Origin of the sequence: Flavobacterium sp. LHD-80 (assembly GCF_030929605.1) — a bacterium.
Lineage (GTDB): Bacteria > Bacteroidota > Bacteroidia > Flavobacteriales > Flavobacteriaceae > Flavobacterium.
Genome location: NZ_JAVFVS010000010.1, coordinates 184853 through 203735, shown reverse-complemented (window position 1 = coordinate 203735; position 18883 = coordinate 184853). Strand labels below are relative to the sequence as shown.

Here is an 18883-nt window from a genome sequence, read left to right as displayed (position 1 = left end):
TTATTGCTTTGATGATAAAAAAAAACGCCCATTTAATTAAAATGAGCGTTTTTTTATTTGTATGTGTGTTTTCTAGTGACCTCCAGAAAGTTTTTTGTCAAAACTGATTCCTTGTTTTTTAAGGATTGAGCTTACGCTCCAAGCATAAAATGCTAAATACGCAAAACATAAAACTCCTACTATATAACTAGCGTGAATACCGATCGATTCAGAAACAAATCCTTGTAACCAACTGATAATACCACCACCCATAATCATCATAATTAAGAAGCTGCTTCCTTGACTTGTATTTTTTCCTAATCCGCTTACTGCTAAAGTAAAGATACATGGCCAAAGTGTACTGCAGAATAAACCAACGCTTGTAAAAGCATATATACTTACAATACCGGTAGTTGACATTCCAACAGCTAAAGCTACAATTCCTAACGCTGAAAATATAAGCAACATTCTAGCTGGATTTCCTTTACTTGCAATATCTGCAGCAATTAACACTAAAATGATTAAACCGTAGATGTAAAATGGCGTTAAATCGTGTTTTGCGATAGCATTTACAGCTAAGAAAACTCCAAAAGCTAAGTAAGGCGCAACGAAACGTAATATTTGCTGTAAACTTGCTTTATCTGTAAAAGCTTCGATAGCTCCTGTCCAACGACCAATCATTAAACTTGCCCAGTAAAGAGAGATGTAAGGAGAGATTTCCTGTAATGTATAAAGAACGCCAGTTTTTGCATTGATAAGAGATTCCATGTAAGCAGGTAAGTTACTTGCTGTCGAAACTTCAACACCCACATAAAGAAAGATTGCGATCATTCCCATTACTAATTGCGGATATTGTAATGCAGATTTTTTTGCAGTTGTGCCTTCTGCTGCAATTTCTTCTTCAATTAAAGCAGGTCTATCTGGCAATGAAGAGAATTTTAATAAAATTGCAACTAATAAAAATGCTAAACCAAGTATTAAATAAGGAATTTTTACACTTTCGATGCTTAAAGTAGATGCTCCAGTGCTTGATCCAAAGATAGCAAAAGTCACAATTAGTGGCCCAATAGTAGTTCCTAAATTGTTAATTCCACCAGCTAATGTTAATCTTTGAGATCCAGTTGCGATTGGTCCTAGCGCAATTGCTAATGGATTTGCAACAGTTTGCTGTAATGAAAAACCAAGTGCTACAATAAATAATCCTGACAACATTAAAGGAAAAGATCCTGTATTTGCTGCAGGATAAAACAATAATGTTCCGAATGCAGAAATTAGCAAACCTAATGAAAGACCATTTTTGTAACCTATTTTATTTACTAAATCCTCTTTTATTAAAACTGAAATTCCCATGTAGATCAAAGATCCAACTGTGTAAGCAATGTAAAAAGCTAATGATACTAATTGGCTTTCACCTTGAGATAAATGAAATGCTGTTTTAAAAACGGGAATTAAGATATCGTTGCTGGCTGCAACAAACCCCCAAAAGAAGAATACGATTACCAATGGGATAAACTGTCCCCACTTGGTTTGTAGATTTTCTGAACTCATAACTGTAATAAGGTTAATTTTTTATTATATTGTTTTTTGAAGACCGTAAATATATTTGTTACGAATAGCAAAAAAAAATAAAAAGACACAAATAATGTTAAATTTAAACAAACAGCATCATTTTTTCAACAATGTGTTAGTTTTAACTTAGTTAGAAAATGAAATGTGAAGTAAGATTTATTCCAATATTTTGTTTTTTACATCTTTGCTGTAGTTTCTACCAATTGGAATAGTGTAAGATTGTATTTGAATACGGTTTCCTTCGATCGATTTTACCTTGTTTAAGGCAATAACGTATGATTTATGTATTCGCAAAAAGCGATCGGCGGGCAATTCTTCAGATAATGAAGTTAACGATTTATGCGTAATATAGGTTTTATCTGGAGTTACTACTTTTATGTATTCTTTCATTCCTTCGACAAATAATATTTCTTCAATATTAATTTTCATCATCTTTTTATCGACTTTGATAAAAATATGCGAATCACCTTTTACGGTTTCAACTTTAATATTGTTTTTAAGGTTGTATTCGGTTGTGATTTTATTTATACATTTTATAAATCGCGGAAGCGGAATTGGTTTTACTAAATAATCTAAAACATCAAGATCGTAACTTTCGGCTGCAAATTCTCTAAAAGCGGTAGTAATAATTACTTTGGTTTTGTTTTCGATAAGACTGATCAATTCAAATCCCGTCATCATTGGCATATTGATGTCTAAAAACACAGCATCGACAGGCGTACTGTTTATAAAATCAAGTGCCTCCAGGGAATTATTGAATGTAGCAACAACTTCAAAATCTGTAAAATTAGTAAAGTAATTTTGCAGGACTTTGATAGCTAATGGTTCATCGTCGATCAAAACGCATTTAATCTTCATTATGAATAGGTATTTGCAAACGGATTATATAGTAATTTAGTTTTGTTGACTGTTTTAAGCTGTAATTATTCTTGTAAATTAACTTTAATCTCTTTTTAGTATTGATTAATCCAATTCCTCCTTTTTGATTAAGATTTTGTGAAATTACAAAATTATTTAGGATTTCAAAATCTAACAATTTATTGTCGATAACTTTACAATTGATCTTGATTTTTAAGTTTCGATTGTTTAAACCTCCATGTTTAAAGGCATTCTCTACCAATGAAATGAATATTAATGGTGGTACTACAATGTCTTCGATATTTGATTCTAAATTTATGGTAACTTCCACATTTTCAAAACGAAGCTTTTCGATTTCGATGTAATTTTGAATGTAATCTATTTCTTTTATAAGTGGGACAAATTTGGTTCCTTTTACATCATATAAAACATATTCCATCAAATTTGATAATTTAATGATCACGTCTGGAACTTTATTTGAAGATTCTAGCGATAAAGCGTATAAGTTATTTAAGGTGTTAAAAAAGAAATGTGGCTGAATTTGATTTTCAAGATACTTTAATTTGATTTTAAATTGATTTTCTCTTAACGATCTGTTTCTTTCACGTTCTCTCAGCCAGGTTAAAGTAAGATAAACAGATGAAGCCATAGCCAAGACGTAAAGCTCTCCAATACAAACCGCTACAATATGATTAATCTCAAACGGATGATATTCTCGGTTGGCTTCTGGCCAAATATTTTCAGATATAATATAATAGGTAAGTGCTGTTTTGCATAAATACATTGCAAATAAGCTAATTAAAAGCAAGAGTGTATATAGAATGTACTTTTGTTTCAGGACAAATCTTGGCACTAAAACAAACAAATTGAAATATACTAAAGGTATAACTAATGCAAACTCAATCGAATTTGATTTGAAAGCATAAGGATAGTCATTGAAATACGCACCCCATCTTAAAAAGTTTAAAGTAAAATAAATGCCCCAAAACCAAATATGATTTTGAAGTTTGATGTCAAATTTTAATTTTTGAATTTCGTTCAACTTAGTTTCTTGGGGGTTAACTTTTTTTTGACAAACTTTTAATTCTTCTGCAACTTTAAACAATTAGTAGCTAAAACGCAATTCTTTTGCAAAAAAAAATGTAAAAAAAGCGATATGGTGCTTTATTTCAGTGGTATAACGTTTTCGTAAAACATAATGTTGAATGATTTGTGTCGTTTGTTTAAAGTTTTCTGCTGTTTGTATAAATTGTTTTATTTATGTTAAAATTAACAATAAATTTATCGCATAACTAAAAAAAAACCATGAAAAAATGAAACAATTTGTATTAATCTTTGTGATTTTTCTCACCACGCAATTTATGAGCGGACAGGTGAAAACTATCAAAGGTTTGGTAAGCGATGAGAGCGGACTGCCGTTGCCTGGAGTAACTGTATTAGTTCAAGGTACAAAAAACGTAACTCAATCGGATTTTGACGGAGTCTATACGATTCAAGCATCTACAGGAGATGTTCTTGTGTTTTCGTATATTGGAATTAAAACTAAAGCTGTTACCGTTGCAGGCGCTACAACAATTAATGTTGTACTGACTCCTGATGCACAAAATTTAAATGAAGTAGTTGTTACAGCGTTAGGTATCAAGAGACAAAAGAAAGAGCTGGGGTATGCAGTTCAAGATGTTAAAGGAGATCAATTAAACAAAGTAATTACAACAAACGTTGCAACTGCACTTTCAGGTAAAGTTGCCGGTGTTGATGTATCGATTCCTGCAACAGGTGTAGGAGGAAGTACAAGAGTTATTATTAGAGGTATATCTAGCATTGGTGAAAGTAACCAGCCACTTTATGTTGTAGATGGTGTTCCTATTGATAATTCAGGTTTGAATAATGATCAGGCCGCGACAAGTAAATGGTTTGACGGAAGAGATAGTGGGGATGGTATTTCGAGCATCAATCCAAATGATATTGAAAGTTTGACGGTTCTTAAAGGAGCGGCTGCAGCAGCACTTTATGGTTCTAGAGCGTTAAATGGTGTAATTTTAATTACAACTAAAAAAGGAAGCAAAGGAAAATTACAGGTTGAAATAACAAGTGGTGTGAGCTTTGATCGAGTAAACGCTAAATACAGTGACTACCAGACTGAATATGGGACTGGTTCAAACGGAATTTTGCCAGATCCAACAAAAGCGCCAACTGAAATATATGGATATACTACAAATGCATGGGGTCCTAAATTCTCTGCAACAGTAGGACAAGAAGTTAAAATATTTGACGGTTCTATGAAACCTTATGCTAGAGTCGATAATAATATTCAGGATTTCTTTAAAACGGGAGTTACAATATCAAACGGTATTGCGCTTTCGGCAGGAAGTGATAATGCATTTGTTCGTTTTGGATTCAATAGTCTTAAAAATGACGACGTGATTCCAGAATCTGGTTTAGAAAGAAACAATGCTACTTTAAATGGAACTATTAAATCGGATAAATTTACTTTGGATGCCAATGTAAATTATATTGCAGAAAACACAAATAATAGACCAGGTTTAGGAGATTCGCCAAATAATGTTGGGTATTCATTAAGTGGTTTAGCACCAAATATTGATCAAGCTTGGCTTAAAAATTCTGTAAACCCAGTTGATGGTTCAATGTATCAGTGGAATAACAACGTTTATTTATTGAATCCGTATTGGGTTGTAAACGAAAATCATAATGCTACAGTAAAAAATCGTTTTATTGGTAATGTTACAGGAACGTATCAGGTTAAAAACTGGTTAGGATTAACGTTCAGAACTGGTTTAGATACTTATAATTTTAATTCTAAAGATTTTATGGCCAAAGGAAGTACTTGGCCAGGAAGAGATCTTGGTTACCTTGGATTAGAAAATATTACAGTTTCTGAACAGAATACCGATTTTATTGCCACTTTCAGCAACATAAAATTAGCTACAGATTTGACATTTTCTGGAATTTTAGGTACAGGAAGAAGAGATTTTAGAAGACAACAAAATTCTAGATTTGGAACAAATATTATTGAGCCGGGTACAGAGTATATTAGCAACTTCTCTAACCAAACAGAAAATGCACCACAAGACACTAAAACTAGAACAAATTCTATTTACGGTTCTGCTAAGTTTGATTATAAAGGTTATTTATATGCTGAGTTTACAGGAAGAAATGACTGGTTTAGTGTAATCAACAAAGATGCTTTTTATCCAGCAGCTTCGTTAGGTTTTGTTTTCTCTGATGCATTTGATATTCAAAGTGATACTTTCTCTTATGGAAAATTCAGAGCTTCTTGGGCACAGGTTTCAAACGCACCGGGAGCTTACAAAAATGCTTTAAATTACACTACTTATTCTTCTTATAATGGAGGTAGCGTTGTAAATATCAAAAATACTTCGGCACCAAATCCTAATTTGACTTATCAGTCTAAAACAGGAGTCGAGTTTGGACTTGAAACTGCTTTCTTCAAAAACAGATTAAAAGCTGATATTACAGTTTATCGTGAAGATACTTCAGATCAAACAATTGATTTGCCTTCTTCTGCAACTTCTGGTTATGAGTTTATTTCAGTAAATGCAGGTAAACTTCGTAACGAAGGTATTGAGATTTTCTTATCTGGAACACCAATCAAAACTAAGGATTTTGAATGGGGAATTGATTTGAACTTTTCTAAAAACAAAAACTCAATTATTTCTTTGCATCCAGATATTGATACGTATACTATTTCTGAAGCACGTTGGGCTGGTGCGGCGATTGTTGCACAAGTTGGAGGACAATACGGAACTATTATTGGTAAAGATTTCCAAAAAACGCCTTCTGGAGAAATGATCGTTGGAGCAAATGGTCTACCTTTATATACAGATACTAAAGTTGCTTTAGGGAAAGGTCTTCCAGACTGGGCGGCAGGTTTAACAAACCGTTTTTCTTATAAAGGATTTACACTTCAATTTTTAATTGATATGAAATTTGGAATGGATGTTTATTCTATGACCAATTCACTTGCAGCACAAAAAGGACTTCTTGATGTTACTACTGAAGGTAGAGATGCATACAATGCAGCAAGAGCTCAAGCGGTTGCAAACGATCCAAACTTTAGCCAAGCAACATGGATTCCAACCGCTGGTTATGTAGCTAACGGAGTTAAAAACACAGGAACTGAAGCTAATCCGGTTTATGTGAAAAATACAACTCCTGTAAATCCGCAAGATTACTGGACTTCAGTTTTCAATAATACTCCAGCACCATTCATTTATGATGCTTCTTATGTGAAATTGAGAGAGGTAAGTTTAGGATATCAAATACCAAAAAGTGTTTTTGGCGGAGCAAAAATCAACTCAATTTATGTTTCGGCTTTTGCAAGAAACTTATTTACTTTCAACAAAGATTTGCCAAACATTGATCCAGAATCTATGTATACTTCAGGAAATGGACAAGGTTTTGAATATGGTTCATTGCCATTTAGAAGATCATATGGTTTTAATCTTAAAATTACATTCTAAAAAAAGAAATTATGAAATTTAAACAAATAATAGCCCTGCTGGTAATATTTACACTGGTTGGCTGTACCGAAAATTTTGACGAACTGGAAAAAGATCCAGTTGCGTTATCTGCAAATCCTGCAGGACAACTTAGTTTTGCACAATTGTGTATGTCTGGTGATGGATATTATCAGTGGAGAGCTAACCTAATTTATTCTGGTGGATTCGTACAACACTATGCAGGTGCATGGAATGTAACAGAGTTTGGAAGTAAATTCAAGAAAAATGATGATTATGCCACTGCTTTATGGCGAAATGGTTACGCCAACGAATTAAAAGGTGTTGTAGATATTATTGAAAATACAAGTAAAGATGCTTCTGCCAGTAATATGAATGCAGTTGCCAAAATCATGAGAGTAATGATTGTGCAGCGTATTACAGATCTTTATGGCGATTGTCCCTATTCAGAAGCTGGTTTGGGATTCTCTAAAGGAATTGTAACGCCTAAATATGACAAGCAACAAGATATTTATAATGCGTTTTTTGCTGAATTACAAGAAGCATTTGTACAATTGAATGCTGGCGGAGGTGCTGTAAAAGGAGATTTGTTTTATAACGGAGATATTTCGAAATGGAAAAAATTGGCTAATACAATGCGTTTGCGTCTTGCAATGAGAATATCTGAAGTAAGTCCGGCAGAAGCTGAAAAACAAGCAAAAGCAGCATTAGCAAATGGTGTTTTTGAAAGCAATGCTGATAACTGTGTAAGACAATGTTTGGATTTTCCTTTTAACGATACGCCGGGTGCGCTTGATTTTAGAGGAAATGGATTGTCATATGCTTTTATTGGAAATGAAAATGGAGATCACTTCAGTTCTAACATGATTGATTTCTTAAGAAACAACGGTGATCCAAGGTTAAAAATGCTTGCAACACCTAAAACAGGAGGTGTAGCAGGAGGTGCTCCAGCTCCAGGTGAAGAATTATATGTTGGTAATACGCCAGGAGTTTTTCAATGGGATATGCCAGGTGGATCTAATGCTGTTTCTGGTATTCAGCCTTATTTGAAACTAAAAACGACTCCTTTTTTACATGTTAGTTATTCAGAAGCACAATTGTTGCTTGCTGAAGCCGCTTTTAGAGGATGGGTTCCTGGTTCGGCAGCGACTTTCTACAAAAAAGGTGTTGAAGCAGGTATTAGACAACTTGAAATTTATGGAGCTACTCCAGCAACTCAATCTGCAATTGATACTTATTTAACGGCTAAACCTTTAGTAGCTGGAAAAGAAAAAGAGCAAATTGCAACACAACTTTGGGTTACTTATTTATTAAATAGTATTGAAGCTTATTCAAACTGGAGAAGAACTGGATTTCCAAAATTACTTCCAATTACAAATCCAGATTCAGAAACTGGTGGCGTTGTTCCAACGCGTTTGTATTATCCAAATGATGAAGCACAGAAAAATGGTGTGAATTTCCAAGAAGCTTTGTCTAGAATGGGTGGCAAGAATGAATGGACAAATAAAGTTTGGTGGGATGTAAACTAAAAATAAAATCCTAAAAACATAGAGTTATGCCTAATAAGGTATTATTTCAATCTAATTAAAATTAAAAACATCTGTTTAAATTCAAAATTATGATCAATAATAAAGCCTTATTAGGCATTCTTTTATTTATAACTTCGCTCGCTTCAGTTTACAGCTGTACTTCTCAAAAAGAATCAGATGATTTAAGGCAACCAAAAACGGCTCGAGTTGTAGGTTATTTATCTTCGGATAATTTTAATAAGATGACTTCTATTCAGTTTTGCAAATTGACACATCTTAATGTGGCGTTTGCAAATCCAGATAAAAATGGAAATATCATTTTTACAGGCGATATAGATGCTCTTGTTGCATATGCAAAATCCGTTAATCCAAATATTATAATAAGTATTTCTCTTGCGGGAGGTGTTATTTCGGCAGAACAAGCTTCAAATTGGTCTTGGCTGATTGATAAACCCGAAAATAGGCCAGCTTTAATTCAGAATATAATAAATTTTGTAGCGCTCCATAATTTAGATGGAGTGGATGTTGATCTCGAATGGGATGCGGTCACAACTGGCTACAGCGGATTTGTTATAGAATTAAAAAAGAGCCTTTCAGAACATAAGAAACTTATGACTGCGGCATTGCCAAATAATACTCGTTTTGAAAATATTAGTGCGGCAGCTTTAAACGCATTTGATTTTTTAAATATTATGGCATATGACAGTACAGGTCCTTGGACACCCAATAATCCAGGTCAGCACAGTTCATTTGATTTTGCAAAAAATGGAATTGATTTTTGGCACAAACAACAAAACGTTCCAAGTGAAAAATTAACGCTTGGAATACCTTTTTACGGTTATAATTTTACCTACTCAAATGTTACAAGTTCTACTTATGGTCAAATTGTCGAAGCAGGAAAACAATTTGCTGATTTAGACGAATTAGGAAAGATATATTATAACGGAAGACCGACGATTTCTAAAAAGGTTGAATATGCAGCCCAAAATACTGGAGGGATTATGATTTGGGAACTTGCCCAAGATTCTTTTGATGAATATTCTTTGTTAGACGTCATTCATAAAAAGTACATTAATTTAAAAATCAAGACTACAGGCCTTTGTGGCAACTAAAAAAATACCAACGACATTATTTTTCATATAATCTGCTAAGTAAATAGACAGGACAGTTCTTAATATTTTGTTAAGAATGTGTTTGGCTGCGGGCTTTTATCGTCATTTTTGAGTTTAATGCCTTGTATTTTAAATAGTTGTAATGTTTAATATTATACACTAAATCTGCAATTTTTTTGCATATAATGCGAAAAATTATTAAAAACACCTTAGTATTTTCATAGGAAAACGTTTTCGCAAAACGCATTATTGAATGTTTTATGTCGTTTGTTTAAAGTTTAATGTTGTTTGTATAATTTATTTTTTTTAACAATGCCTTAAGAATAATTTTACGTCATAACTAACAAAATAAATAAACATGAAAAAAATTTTCTTAATCTTTATGATTGTTTTTACGGCGCAAGTTTCACTTGCTCAGGTAAAAAATGTTAAAGGTGTGATTACAGATTCTGATGGGATGCCATTACCAGGGGTGTCTATTGCTGTACAAGGAGGTCAAAAAGGTACAACTACCGATTTTGATGGTTTGTATACAATTGAGGCGCAAAAAGGACAGACTTTAGTTTTTAGCTATGTTGGCCTTGAATCGCAAAGTATAGTTGTAGGAGATGCTACTACAATTAACGTAAAAATGCTTACAGCGTCTTCAAATGCCTTAAGTGAAGTTGTTGTAACTTCTTTAGGTATTAAGAAAACAAGAAAATCATTGACTTACGCAGCACAAGAACTTAAAGGAGACGAATTAGTTCGTGTAAAAGATGCTAACGTTATCAATACAATTGCTGGTAAAATTGCCGGTGTTGCTGTAACAAAAAGTGCTGGTGGTACTGGTGGTTCTACAAAAGTTGTAATTCGTGGTAACTCTTCTGTTTCTAATAGCCAACCTTTATATGTTATCGATGGTATTCCAATGTTGAATTCTGGTTCAGGACAGCCTAATGATACGTTTGGTAGTTTAGCAGGAGGTAACCGTGATGGAGGAGATGTTATTTCATTAGTGAATCCTGATGATTATGAAGGAATGACAGTCCTTAAAGGTGCTGCAGCTTCTGTTTTATATGGTTCTCAAGGAGCAAACGGTGTTATCTTACTTTCTTCTAAAAAATCTAAAGAAGGAAAAGCAAATATTGCGGCTTCTTCTGTAACTACTTTTGAAACTGCTGCTTATCTTCCTAAATTCCAAACTGATTATGTTGCTGCTGCTGGAGCAGATGAATCTTGGGGAGCTAAACAAAAATCAGCTGATCACGTGAAAGATTTCTTTAATACAGGAGTAACACAAATTACTTCAGTAGGATATTCAATAGGTTCTGAAAGATCTTCTACTGCATTTTCATATGCTAATACATCAGCTAGTGGTATTACTCCAGGAAATAGCTTAAAGAAAAATAACTTTGGAATTCGTCAAACAGCTAAATTTTTTGATGACAAATTGACTTTTGCAGCTAATGCAAACTATACAAGTCAAACAATTGCAAACAAACCAGTTAACGGATTTTACTTTAACCCATTAACAGGTGTTTATTTGATGCCAAGAGGTTACGACTTTAATGAGTACAAAGAAACTTATGAAGTTTTTGATCCAACAAGAAATTTAATGGCGCAAAACTGGATGACTAATAGAGATATTATGCAAAATCCATATTGGGCAATCAACAGAAATAGATCTGAAGATAAAAATGATTACTTTAATGGAGCATTGTCTTTGTCATACAGAGCTAACAATTGGTTAACTATTGCTTCAAGATATAGCTATAACAGAATAACAAGTCTTTTTGATAAAAGAATATTTGCTACAACTCAAGGAACTCTTTCTCATGCAAATGGTAGATATTACTCTGAGAATGCATTGAGCACACAGCGTTATGGTGATTTAATTGCTACAATTAATACAAAAATTGGAAATGATTTCTCTTTCAATGCTAACGTTGGTACAAGTATCACAAATACATTAACAAATCAAAAAACAATTTTAGATTCAGGAATTAGTGCAGGATTAACTTATGCTAACTGGTTTACATTAGCTAATTTTGTAAATAATGCAAATAATTATCAAACAATCGATTCTAGAAGAGAAGTACAATCAGTTTTTGCTGCTACAACTTTTGGATATAAAGATATGTTATTCTTAGATCTTTCTGGAAGAAACGACTGGTCTTCGACTTTAGCAAACACAGGAACATCTAGCTATTTTTATCCATCTGTAGGGGTTACTGCTCTTATTAGTGAAATGACAACATTGCCAGAGTGGATTAATTACGGAAAAGTACGTGGTACTTATGCACAAGTTGGTAATGATATTTTTCCTTTTATCTCAACTCCAACGTACTACTTCAGACCAGGTTTTACAGATCCAAAACCAAATGCTGGACCAAAAAATGGAACTACTTTGAAACCTGAGTTAAAATCAGAATTCGAATTTGGTACAGAGTGGAGAATGTTTAATAACAGATTTAGTTTTGAGGTTTCATATTATAATTCTGAAACTAAAAACCAATACTTACAAGTTGTTGCTCCGGTTGGAAACCAAGAAGGGGTTGATTTTTACGGATTTAATGCAGGAAGTATTGAAAATAAAGGTATTGAGGTTGTGTTAAATGCTGGAATTATCAGAGGAGATAAATTCACTTGGGATACATCTATCAACTTCTCACAAAATAAAAACAAAGTAAAAGAGCTTCCTGACAACATTGGAAACAGAGTTAATTTAACTGAGGCTGGAGTAAACAGCTACAGATATGCATTAATCGAAGGAAGACCTTACGGAGTTATTGAAGGTATTAACTTTAAGAAAGACGCACAAGGAAGAATTTTATTAAATGATGATGGAACTTTCCAAAAAACTGACTTTGAAGAAGTAGGTAACTCTAATCCTGATTTCATGTTAGGTTTCTCTAACTCATTCAAGCTTGGATCATTTTTCGCAAATGTATTGATTGATGGTCGTTTTGGAGGTGATGTAATGAGTTTGACTCAAGCTCAAAATGACTCTTTTGGAGTTTCAAAAGCAACTGGCGATGCTAGAAATGCAGGTGGTGTTACTATAAATGCAGTTAAACCTGATGGAACAGCAGTTACATCAATGGATGCTAAATCGTACTACACACAAGTTGGTGGTAGAGCTGGTATTACAGGTGAATATGTTTATTCTGCAACAAATGTAAGTGTTAGAGAGGTTTCTATCGGATATAACTTTAACCCTAAATCATTGCCTTTCATCAATACTGCAAGTATTTCATTAATTGCTAGAAACTTATTCTTTATCTACAAAGATGCTCCTTTTGATCCAAATATTGCATTAAGTACTGGCCAAGGTCTTCAAGGAGTTGATATTTATGGTTTGCCATCTACAAGAAGTATCGGTCTTAATTTAAATGTAACTTTCTAAATTTAAACAAAATGAAACTAAATAAAATAGCAAAAGCAGCTATCTGTATCTCATTACTTACTGCGGTAGGTTGTACAGGTGATTTTGAAGATATAAATACTAATCCAAATGGTTTTACACCAAAGCAATTAGAGCAAGATTTTAATAACATTAAAGGAGGTTTCGCTCCAATGTTCAATAATATTCAAGTATTGACTCCAGAATGGGTTTATCAATTACAGCAAGGATTAAGTTGTGATATCTGGTCTGGATATATGGCTACGCCAACTGGATTTGCCGGAGGTATCAATAATACAACTTATTCATTAGTTGATGGTTGGAATGTTTTCAACTGGGATTATGCTTATAAATATGTAATGTTTAATGCATATGATATCGCTAATAAATCAAAAGGTAAATACGATCAGTTTTATGCACTTTCATTGATTTTGAAAGTGGAAGGAATGCATAGAGTTACTGATACTTGGGGACCAATTATCTATTCTAAATTTGGTTCGCCAGAAACTACAATTCCTTACGATTCTCAAGAAGAAGTTTACAATCAAATGTTTAGTGAATTAGATTTTGCTGTTGCCGAATTAACAAAAAGAGTAGATGCTGGAGAAGCTTCAACGTTTGTTAGTACTGACTTGTCATCATACGGCGGAGATTATAAAGCTTGGGTGAAATTTGCAAATACTTTACGTTTAAGACTTGCAATGCGTATCGTTAAAGTTAATCCTACTTTAGCTAAAACTCAAGCAGAAAAAGCAGTAGCTCAAAAATTTGGAGTATTCACTACAAATGCAGATTTATTTAAAATTGTATCTCCAGTTTATACAAACCCAATTAATACAATTAGTGGTTCTTGGTTAGATATTCGTATGTCTGCTGATATGGAGTCTATTTTAGGTGGTTACCAAGATCCTAGAATGGCAACTTATTTCGATACATCAACTCAATTTCCTGGGCAATACAAAGGTGTACGTACAGGTATTGCAATCAACGGTAAAGGAGATCACCAGGATTTTTCTGGAATAGGTGCTGTTGTTAGATCAAAAGAAATTGTTTTATTCACAACTGCTGAAGCTTATTTCTTAAGAGCTGAAGGTGCATTAAGAGGTTGGAACATGAATGGAACAGCTCAGACTTTGTATGAAGCGGGAATTAAAGCTTCATTTGATCAGAGAGGCGCTTCTGGTGCGGCGGCTTATACTGCTGATAACACAAAAACGGCTATGGCTTATGTAGATCCTAAGTTCCCAGAGAATAATTCACCTGCTTTAAATAACGTTACAGTTGCTTGGGATGCTGCAGCAACAAACGAAGTTAAATTGCAAAAAATCATTACTCAAAAATGGATCGCTGGTTTCCCAGAAGGACAAGAAGCTTGGTCTGATTACAGAAGAACAGGTTATCCAAAACTTTTACCAGTACTTAAAAACTACAGTGGAGGAACAATCACTACGCAATTTGGTGTTCGTAGAATCAATTATGTAACATCAGAGAAAGCTGCCAATGCAGGTGGAGTTGCTAGTGGAATTGCAAAATTAAATGGACCGGATACTGGAGGAACAAGACTTTGGTGGGATACTACAGGTCCTAATTTCTAAAAAGAATTTAAGATTATAAAAATTTAAGTTTGGTTAGTAATTGCAAATGGTATAGGTGATGAGAGTTACTTATACCATTTCAATAACCAAAATTGTACATACCAAAAAAAGAAAAAAAATGAAAAGTGCTTTAGAAATTAAACCTGATATTAGCTATAAAAGCGCTGGTAAATTTGAAGAGACTAGATTTGAGAAAATTCACAACGAAATCTTCAAAAGTTCAGCCGAAGCATCAGTAATTGTAGCGCAGGAAATCGCTCAGTTAATCAGATCTAAGCAAGAAAAAAACAAATCTTGTGTACTAGGTTTGGCAACAGGTTCTTCTCCTATTAAAGTATATGAGGAGCTAGTGAGAATGCACAAAGAAGAAGGATTAAGCTTTAGCAATGTGATCACTTTCAACTTGGATGAATATTATCCAATGTCGAAAGAAAACAATCAGAGCTATCATTATTTTATGCATCAGCATCTTTTTAATCACATTGATATCAAACCTGAAAATGTTAATATTCCTGATGGTACAGTTGCAATCGATGAATTAAATCAATACTGCATTGATTATGAAATGAATATTAAACAAGCTGGAGGTCTAGATTTTCAGTTATTGGGAATCGGACGTACAGGACACGTTGGTTTCAATGAGCCAGGTTCGCATATCAATTCAGGAACAAGAATCATTACGTTGGATCATATTACAAGAGTTGATGCTTCTTCTGATTTTAATGGAATTGACAATGTGCCAAAACGTGCGATCACGATGGGAGTTTCGACCATTATGAGATCGAAAAGAATCGTATTGATGGCTTGGGGACAAAACAAAGCCGATATCATCAAGAGAACAATCCAAGGCGATATCAGTTCTGAAGTTCCTGCTACATTTTTACAGAATCACCCAAATGCAACTTTCGTTTTAGATCAGTCTGCAGCGTCTGAGTTGACGCGCTTCAAAACGCCTTGGCTAGTTGGAGAATGCATCTGGAATCAGGAATTAAAAAGCAAAGCGATTGTTTGGTTGTGCCAAAAAACAAAACAGTCGATATTGAAATTGACAGACCGTGACTATAACAATAACGGAATGTCTGATCTTTTGGCGCAGGAAGGTTCTGCTTATGATTTGAACATCAATATGTTCAACGTATTGCAGCACACTATTACAGGATGGCCGGGCGGAAAGCCAAATACAGACGATTCTCATCGTCCTGAAAGAGCCAATCCAGCTAAAAAAAGAGTGATCCTTTTCAGTCCGCATCCAGATGATGACGTGATTTCGATGGGAGGAACTTTCTCAAAATTGATCAAACAAGGCCATGATGTACATGTTGTATATCAGACTTCTGGAAATATTGCCGTTACAGATGACGAAGCATTGAAGTTTGCTGAAGTTTGCAACGATTTTGCTGGGGAAAATCTTCCAAAAGACATCAATTTCAAATCGGTAATTGAATTCTTGAACAGCAAATCTGAAAATCAGATTGATTCTTTGGAAGTTAGAAAACTTAAAGGATTGATCAGAAGAAGAGAATCGTACGCAGCGACAAGATACATTGGACTTAAAGATGAAAATACACACTTTTTGGATCTTCCGTTTTACGAAACAGGACAGGTTAAAAAGAATCCTTTAGGACCAGAAGACATTGCTATTGTTAAAGATATTATTGCCAAAATCAAGCCTCATCAGGTATTTGCTGCTGGAGATCTTGCAGATCCGCATGGAACACATGAAGTTTGTCTGAATGCAATTTTCGCAGCGATGAAAGAATTGAAACCAGAAAAATACATGGATGACTGCTGGTTATGGCTTTACAGAGGAGCTTGGCACGAATGGGATATTCACGAAATTGATATGGCAGTACCGCTTTCTCCATCAGAAGTATTGTTGAAACGCCATGCGATTTTATATCACCAGTCTCAAAAAGATAGAGTTATGTTCCAAGGAAATGATTCTCGTGAATTCTGGGTTAGAGCCGAAGACCGAAATAAAAACACAGCAATTCTGTATGATGAATTAGGATTAGCAGAATATGAAGCAATCGAAGCCTTTAAACGTTTTGATTACTAAAATAAAATTTAGGATTCGTATTTAGAGCGAATCAAATTACAAAATTCAGATTGGTTTCATAGCGATTAGTGAGGTTCAATAGAGATCATTCTGAGTTTTGTTTCTTTTATCTATTTATTAATGTTTCTTGAGGGAAACATCATTTCAAAAAAATTAAAATGAAGTATTTATTAGTCCTACTATTTGCAGGTTTAACATCTAATGCTCAAATTCAAAAAGAGCAGCTAAATCTTATGCCTTGGCCTCAGAGTGTTGTTTTAAACGATGGGAATTTTACTTTAACTAAAAATTTCAAAGTAAACATTACCGGAAACCCAAATCCAAGAGTTTTTGGCGGAGTAACTCGTTTTTTGCGTCGCTTAGATGGCAGGACTGGTTTATTTTTTCAACAAGGTTTTGTTACAAAATTAAATGAGGTTCCAACAGCAGAACTTCAGATAAACTGTACCAAAAGCGGAAAAATTGGTTTGTACGAAGATGAAAGTTATCACTTAGATGTCAAACAAAACAAGATTACAATAAATGCAACAAGTGATTTGGGTGCACTTCATGGCCTTGAAACCTTATTGCAATTATTGCAAAATAATAATAACTCATTTTATTTTCCGAACACTCAAATTTCAGATTTTCCAAGATTTACTTGGAGAGGTTTGATGATCGACGCTTCAAGACATTTTCAGCCGGTTGATGTTATCAAAAGAAATATTGACGGATTGGCAGCAATGAAAATGAATGTTTTTCACTGGCATTTGGTTGATGATCAAGGCTGGAGAATTGAAATGAAAAAACATCCAAAACTAATTGAAGTGGCTTCGGATGGATTATATTACACACAAGAGGAAATTAAAAATATCGTAAAATATGCTGATGAGCGCGGTATTTTGATAGTTCCAGAAATAGATGTTCCAGGTCACGGATCTTCGATTTTAACGGCTTATCCAGAAATTGGAAGCAAAGTGATTACGTTGACAGGAGGAACTTCTGAAAAAAATATTCAGGGAACAGCAATTGCTACCTATGGAATTGAAAGAAATGCAGGTATTTTTTCGCCAACATTAGATCCTTCAAATCCTAAAACATATCAAATTTTAAGTGAACTTTTTGATGAGGTTTGCCCGTTATTTCCGGGAGCTTATTTCCATATTGGAGGAGACGAAAATGAAGGGAAAGACTGGGATGCAAATCCAAAAATTCAAGAGTTTAAAAAGAAACACAATTTAAAAACCAATCACGAATTACAAACCTATTTCACTATGCAATTGGCTCCAATGCTTAAAAAGCATGGAAAACAGTTAATGGGTTGGGAAGAAATTCTAACAAAGGATCTTTCAAAAGAAGCAATTGTGCATTCTTGGAGAGGTGCAAATGAAGGAATGGCTGCAGGACAATCTTTAGTCGATGCTGTAAAAAAAGGATATAAAACAGTCTTGTCAAACGGGTATTATATTGATTTGATGTATCCAGTTGAAAGTCATTATTTGAATGATCCGATGCCAAAAGGTGCTGTATTGACCGCAGAAGAAAAAGCAAGAATCCTGGGAGGTGAAGCGACAATGTGGACAGAGCTTGCATCTGAAACTACTATTGATTCAAGAGTTTGGCCAAGAACAGCGGCAATTGCAGAAAGACTTTGGTCAGCAGAAGATATTACAGATGTTTCAAATATGCGCAAACGTTTAGAGGTAGTTTCGTTTAGACTTGAAGAATTAGGCTTGACGCATATTCGTAATAAAGGGGTAATCTTAAGAAATATTGCAAACAATCAAGATATCAATGCATTAAATGAGTTTTCAAATGTTTGCGAACCGTTAAAAGGATATACCCGCAACAAAGGAGGAACGGAATACCAAATGTATTCGCCATTGACACTTTTTGCAGATGCTTGTACACCTGACGCAAAAGATGCTTTGACTTTTAATGATGCAGTAACACAATATGTAGCGAATAAAACGCCTGAAAATAAAGCTAAAGTAGCATCATTTTTAACAAAATGGATTGCCGTTAATAAAGGATTGAATGAATTAAGTGCAAATGCGCCATTGGTACAGCCATTTCTTCCTTTAGCAAAAAAATTAAGCGATGCATCAGAACAAGTTTTGTTGGTTTTAGATAATAAATCGACTTTAAAATCAGAAGATTTGAAGAAATTAATCGAAGACTGCAATACAAAAGATTATGCCGATGTTGAGCTTGCAGTTTACGCAGGTTTAAAGAAATTAATATAAAAATTTGGTTTGAATTAGTATTTAGTAAGTTTAAGTATTGTTTTAAGATTGCTGATTATCTCTGCCAAAAAAA

Annotated in this window: 10 protein-coding genes; 7 read left to right on the top strand and 3 right to left on the bottom strand. The window is 34.0% G+C overall.

All coding sequences use genetic code 11. The features are described from left to right. Nucleotides 1-72 precede the first annotated feature (72 nt). The 3 genes from RB619_RS14515 to RB619_RS14505 form a co-directional block, all read right to left on the bottom strand. Nucleotides 73-1527, bottom strand: coding sequence for an MFS transporter (locus tag RB619_RS14515; protein WP_308098669.1), 1455 nt, complete (start codon nt 1525-1527; stop codon nt 73-75). Nucleotides 1528-1704: 177 nt separating this feature from the next. Then, a complete protein-coding gene (locus tag RB619_RS14510) occupies nt 1705-2406 on the bottom strand; it encodes a LytTR family DNA-binding domain-containing protein (protein ID WP_308098667.1) in 702 nt (233 codons plus the stop codon). Continuing rightward, a complete protein-coding gene (locus RB619_RS14505) occupies nt 2396-3448 on the bottom strand; it encodes a histidine kinase (protein WP_308098665.1) in 1053 nt (350 codons plus the stop codon). The genes RB619_RS14510 and RB619_RS14505 overlap by 11 nt, the downstream gene beginning before the upstream one ends. Nucleotides 3449-3719: 271 nt before the next feature. On the opposite strand from RB619_RS14505, the gene RB619_RS14500 reads away from it, so the two are divergent. The 7 genes from RB619_RS14500 to RB619_RS14470 all read left to right on the top strand — a co-directional run bounded on the left by RB619_RS14500 (nt 3720) and on the right by RB619_RS14470 (nt 18810). Continuing rightward, nucleotides 3720-6908 carry a SusC/RagA family TonB-linked outer membrane protein gene (locus RB619_RS14500; protein WP_308098663.1) on the top strand — a complete coding sequence of 1063 codons (3189 nt, stop codon included), beginning with the start codon at nt 3720-3722 and terminating at the stop codon, nt 6906-6908. 11 nt (nt 6909-6919) lie between these two features. Beyond that, nucleotides 6920-8434: a SusD/RagB family nutrient-binding outer membrane lipoprotein gene (locus RB619_RS14495; protein WP_308098661.1), complete on the top strand. Its 1515-nt coding sequence runs from the start codon at nt 6920-6922 to the stop codon at nt 8432-8434. Between the two features lie 89 nt (nt 8435-8523). Then, nucleotides 8524-9546, top strand: a complete 1023-nt coding sequence (locus tag RB619_RS14490; RefSeq protein ID WP_308098659.1) for a glycosyl hydrolase family 18 protein — start codon at nt 8524-8526, stop codon at nt 9544-9546. A gap of 358 nt (nt 9547-9904) precedes the next feature. Next, nucleotides 9905-12934 (top strand): SusC/RagA family TonB-linked outer membrane protein, encoded by a 3030-nt coding sequence (locus tag RB619_RS14485; protein WP_308098657.1) that lies wholly within the window; start codon nt 9905-9907, stop codon nt 12932-12934. A gap of 11 nt (nt 12935-12945) precedes the next feature. Beyond that, nucleotides 12946-14526: a RagB/SusD family nutrient uptake outer membrane protein gene (locus RB619_RS14480; protein WP_308098655.1), complete on the top strand. Its 1581-nt coding sequence runs from the start codon at nt 12946-12948 to the stop codon at nt 14524-14526. Nucleotides 14527-14644: 118 nt separating this feature from the next. Then, a complete protein-coding gene (gene nagB, locus RB619_RS14475) occupies nt 14645-16585 on the top strand; it encodes a glucosamine-6-phosphate deaminase (RefSeq protein ID WP_308098653.1) in 1941 nt (646 codons plus the stop codon). Nucleotides 16586-16743: 158 nt separating this feature from the next. Continuing rightward, a complete protein-coding gene (locus tag RB619_RS14470) occupies nt 16744-18810 on the top strand; it encodes a family 20 glycosylhydrolase (protein ID WP_308098651.1) in 2067 nt (688 codons plus the stop codon). The last annotated feature ends 73 nt before the right edge of the window (nt 18811-18883 follow it).

Bases quoted from the DNA above. Each gene is read 5' to 3' on its own strand.
- RB619_RS14510 (WP_308098667.1), bottom strand. From the start codon at position 2,406: ATGAAGATTAAATGCGTTTTGATCGACGATGAACCATTAGCTATCAAA.
- RB619_RS14500 (WP_308098663.1), top strand. From the start codon at position 3,720: ATGAAACAATTTGTATTAATCTTTGTGATTTTTCTCACCACGCAATTT.
- nagB (WP_308098653.1), top strand. From the start codon at position 14,645: ATGAAAAGTGCTTTAGAAATTAAACCTGATATTAGCTATAAAAGCGCT.
- RB619_RS14480 (WP_308098655.1), top strand. From the start codon at position 12,946: ATGAAACTAAATAAAATAGCAAAAGCAGCTATCTGTATCTCATTACTT.
- RB619_RS14490 (WP_308098659.1), top strand. From the start codon at position 8,524: ATGATCAATAATAAAGCCTTATTAGGCATTCTTTTATTTATAACTTCG.
- RB619_RS14485 (WP_308098657.1), top strand. From the start codon at position 9,905: ATGAAAAAAATTTTCTTAATCTTTATGATTGTTTTTACGGCGCAAGTT.
- RB619_RS14515 (WP_308098669.1), bottom strand. From the start codon at position 1,527: ATGAGTTCAGAAAATCTACAAACCAAGTGGGGACAGTTTATCCCATTG.
- RB619_RS14495 (WP_308098661.1), top strand. From the start codon at position 6,920: ATGAAATTTAAACAAATAATAGCCCTGCTGGTAATATTTACACTGGTT.
- RB619_RS14470 (WP_308098651.1), top strand. From the start codon at position 16,744: ATGAAGTATTTATTAGTCCTACTATTTGCAGGTTTAACATCTAATGCT.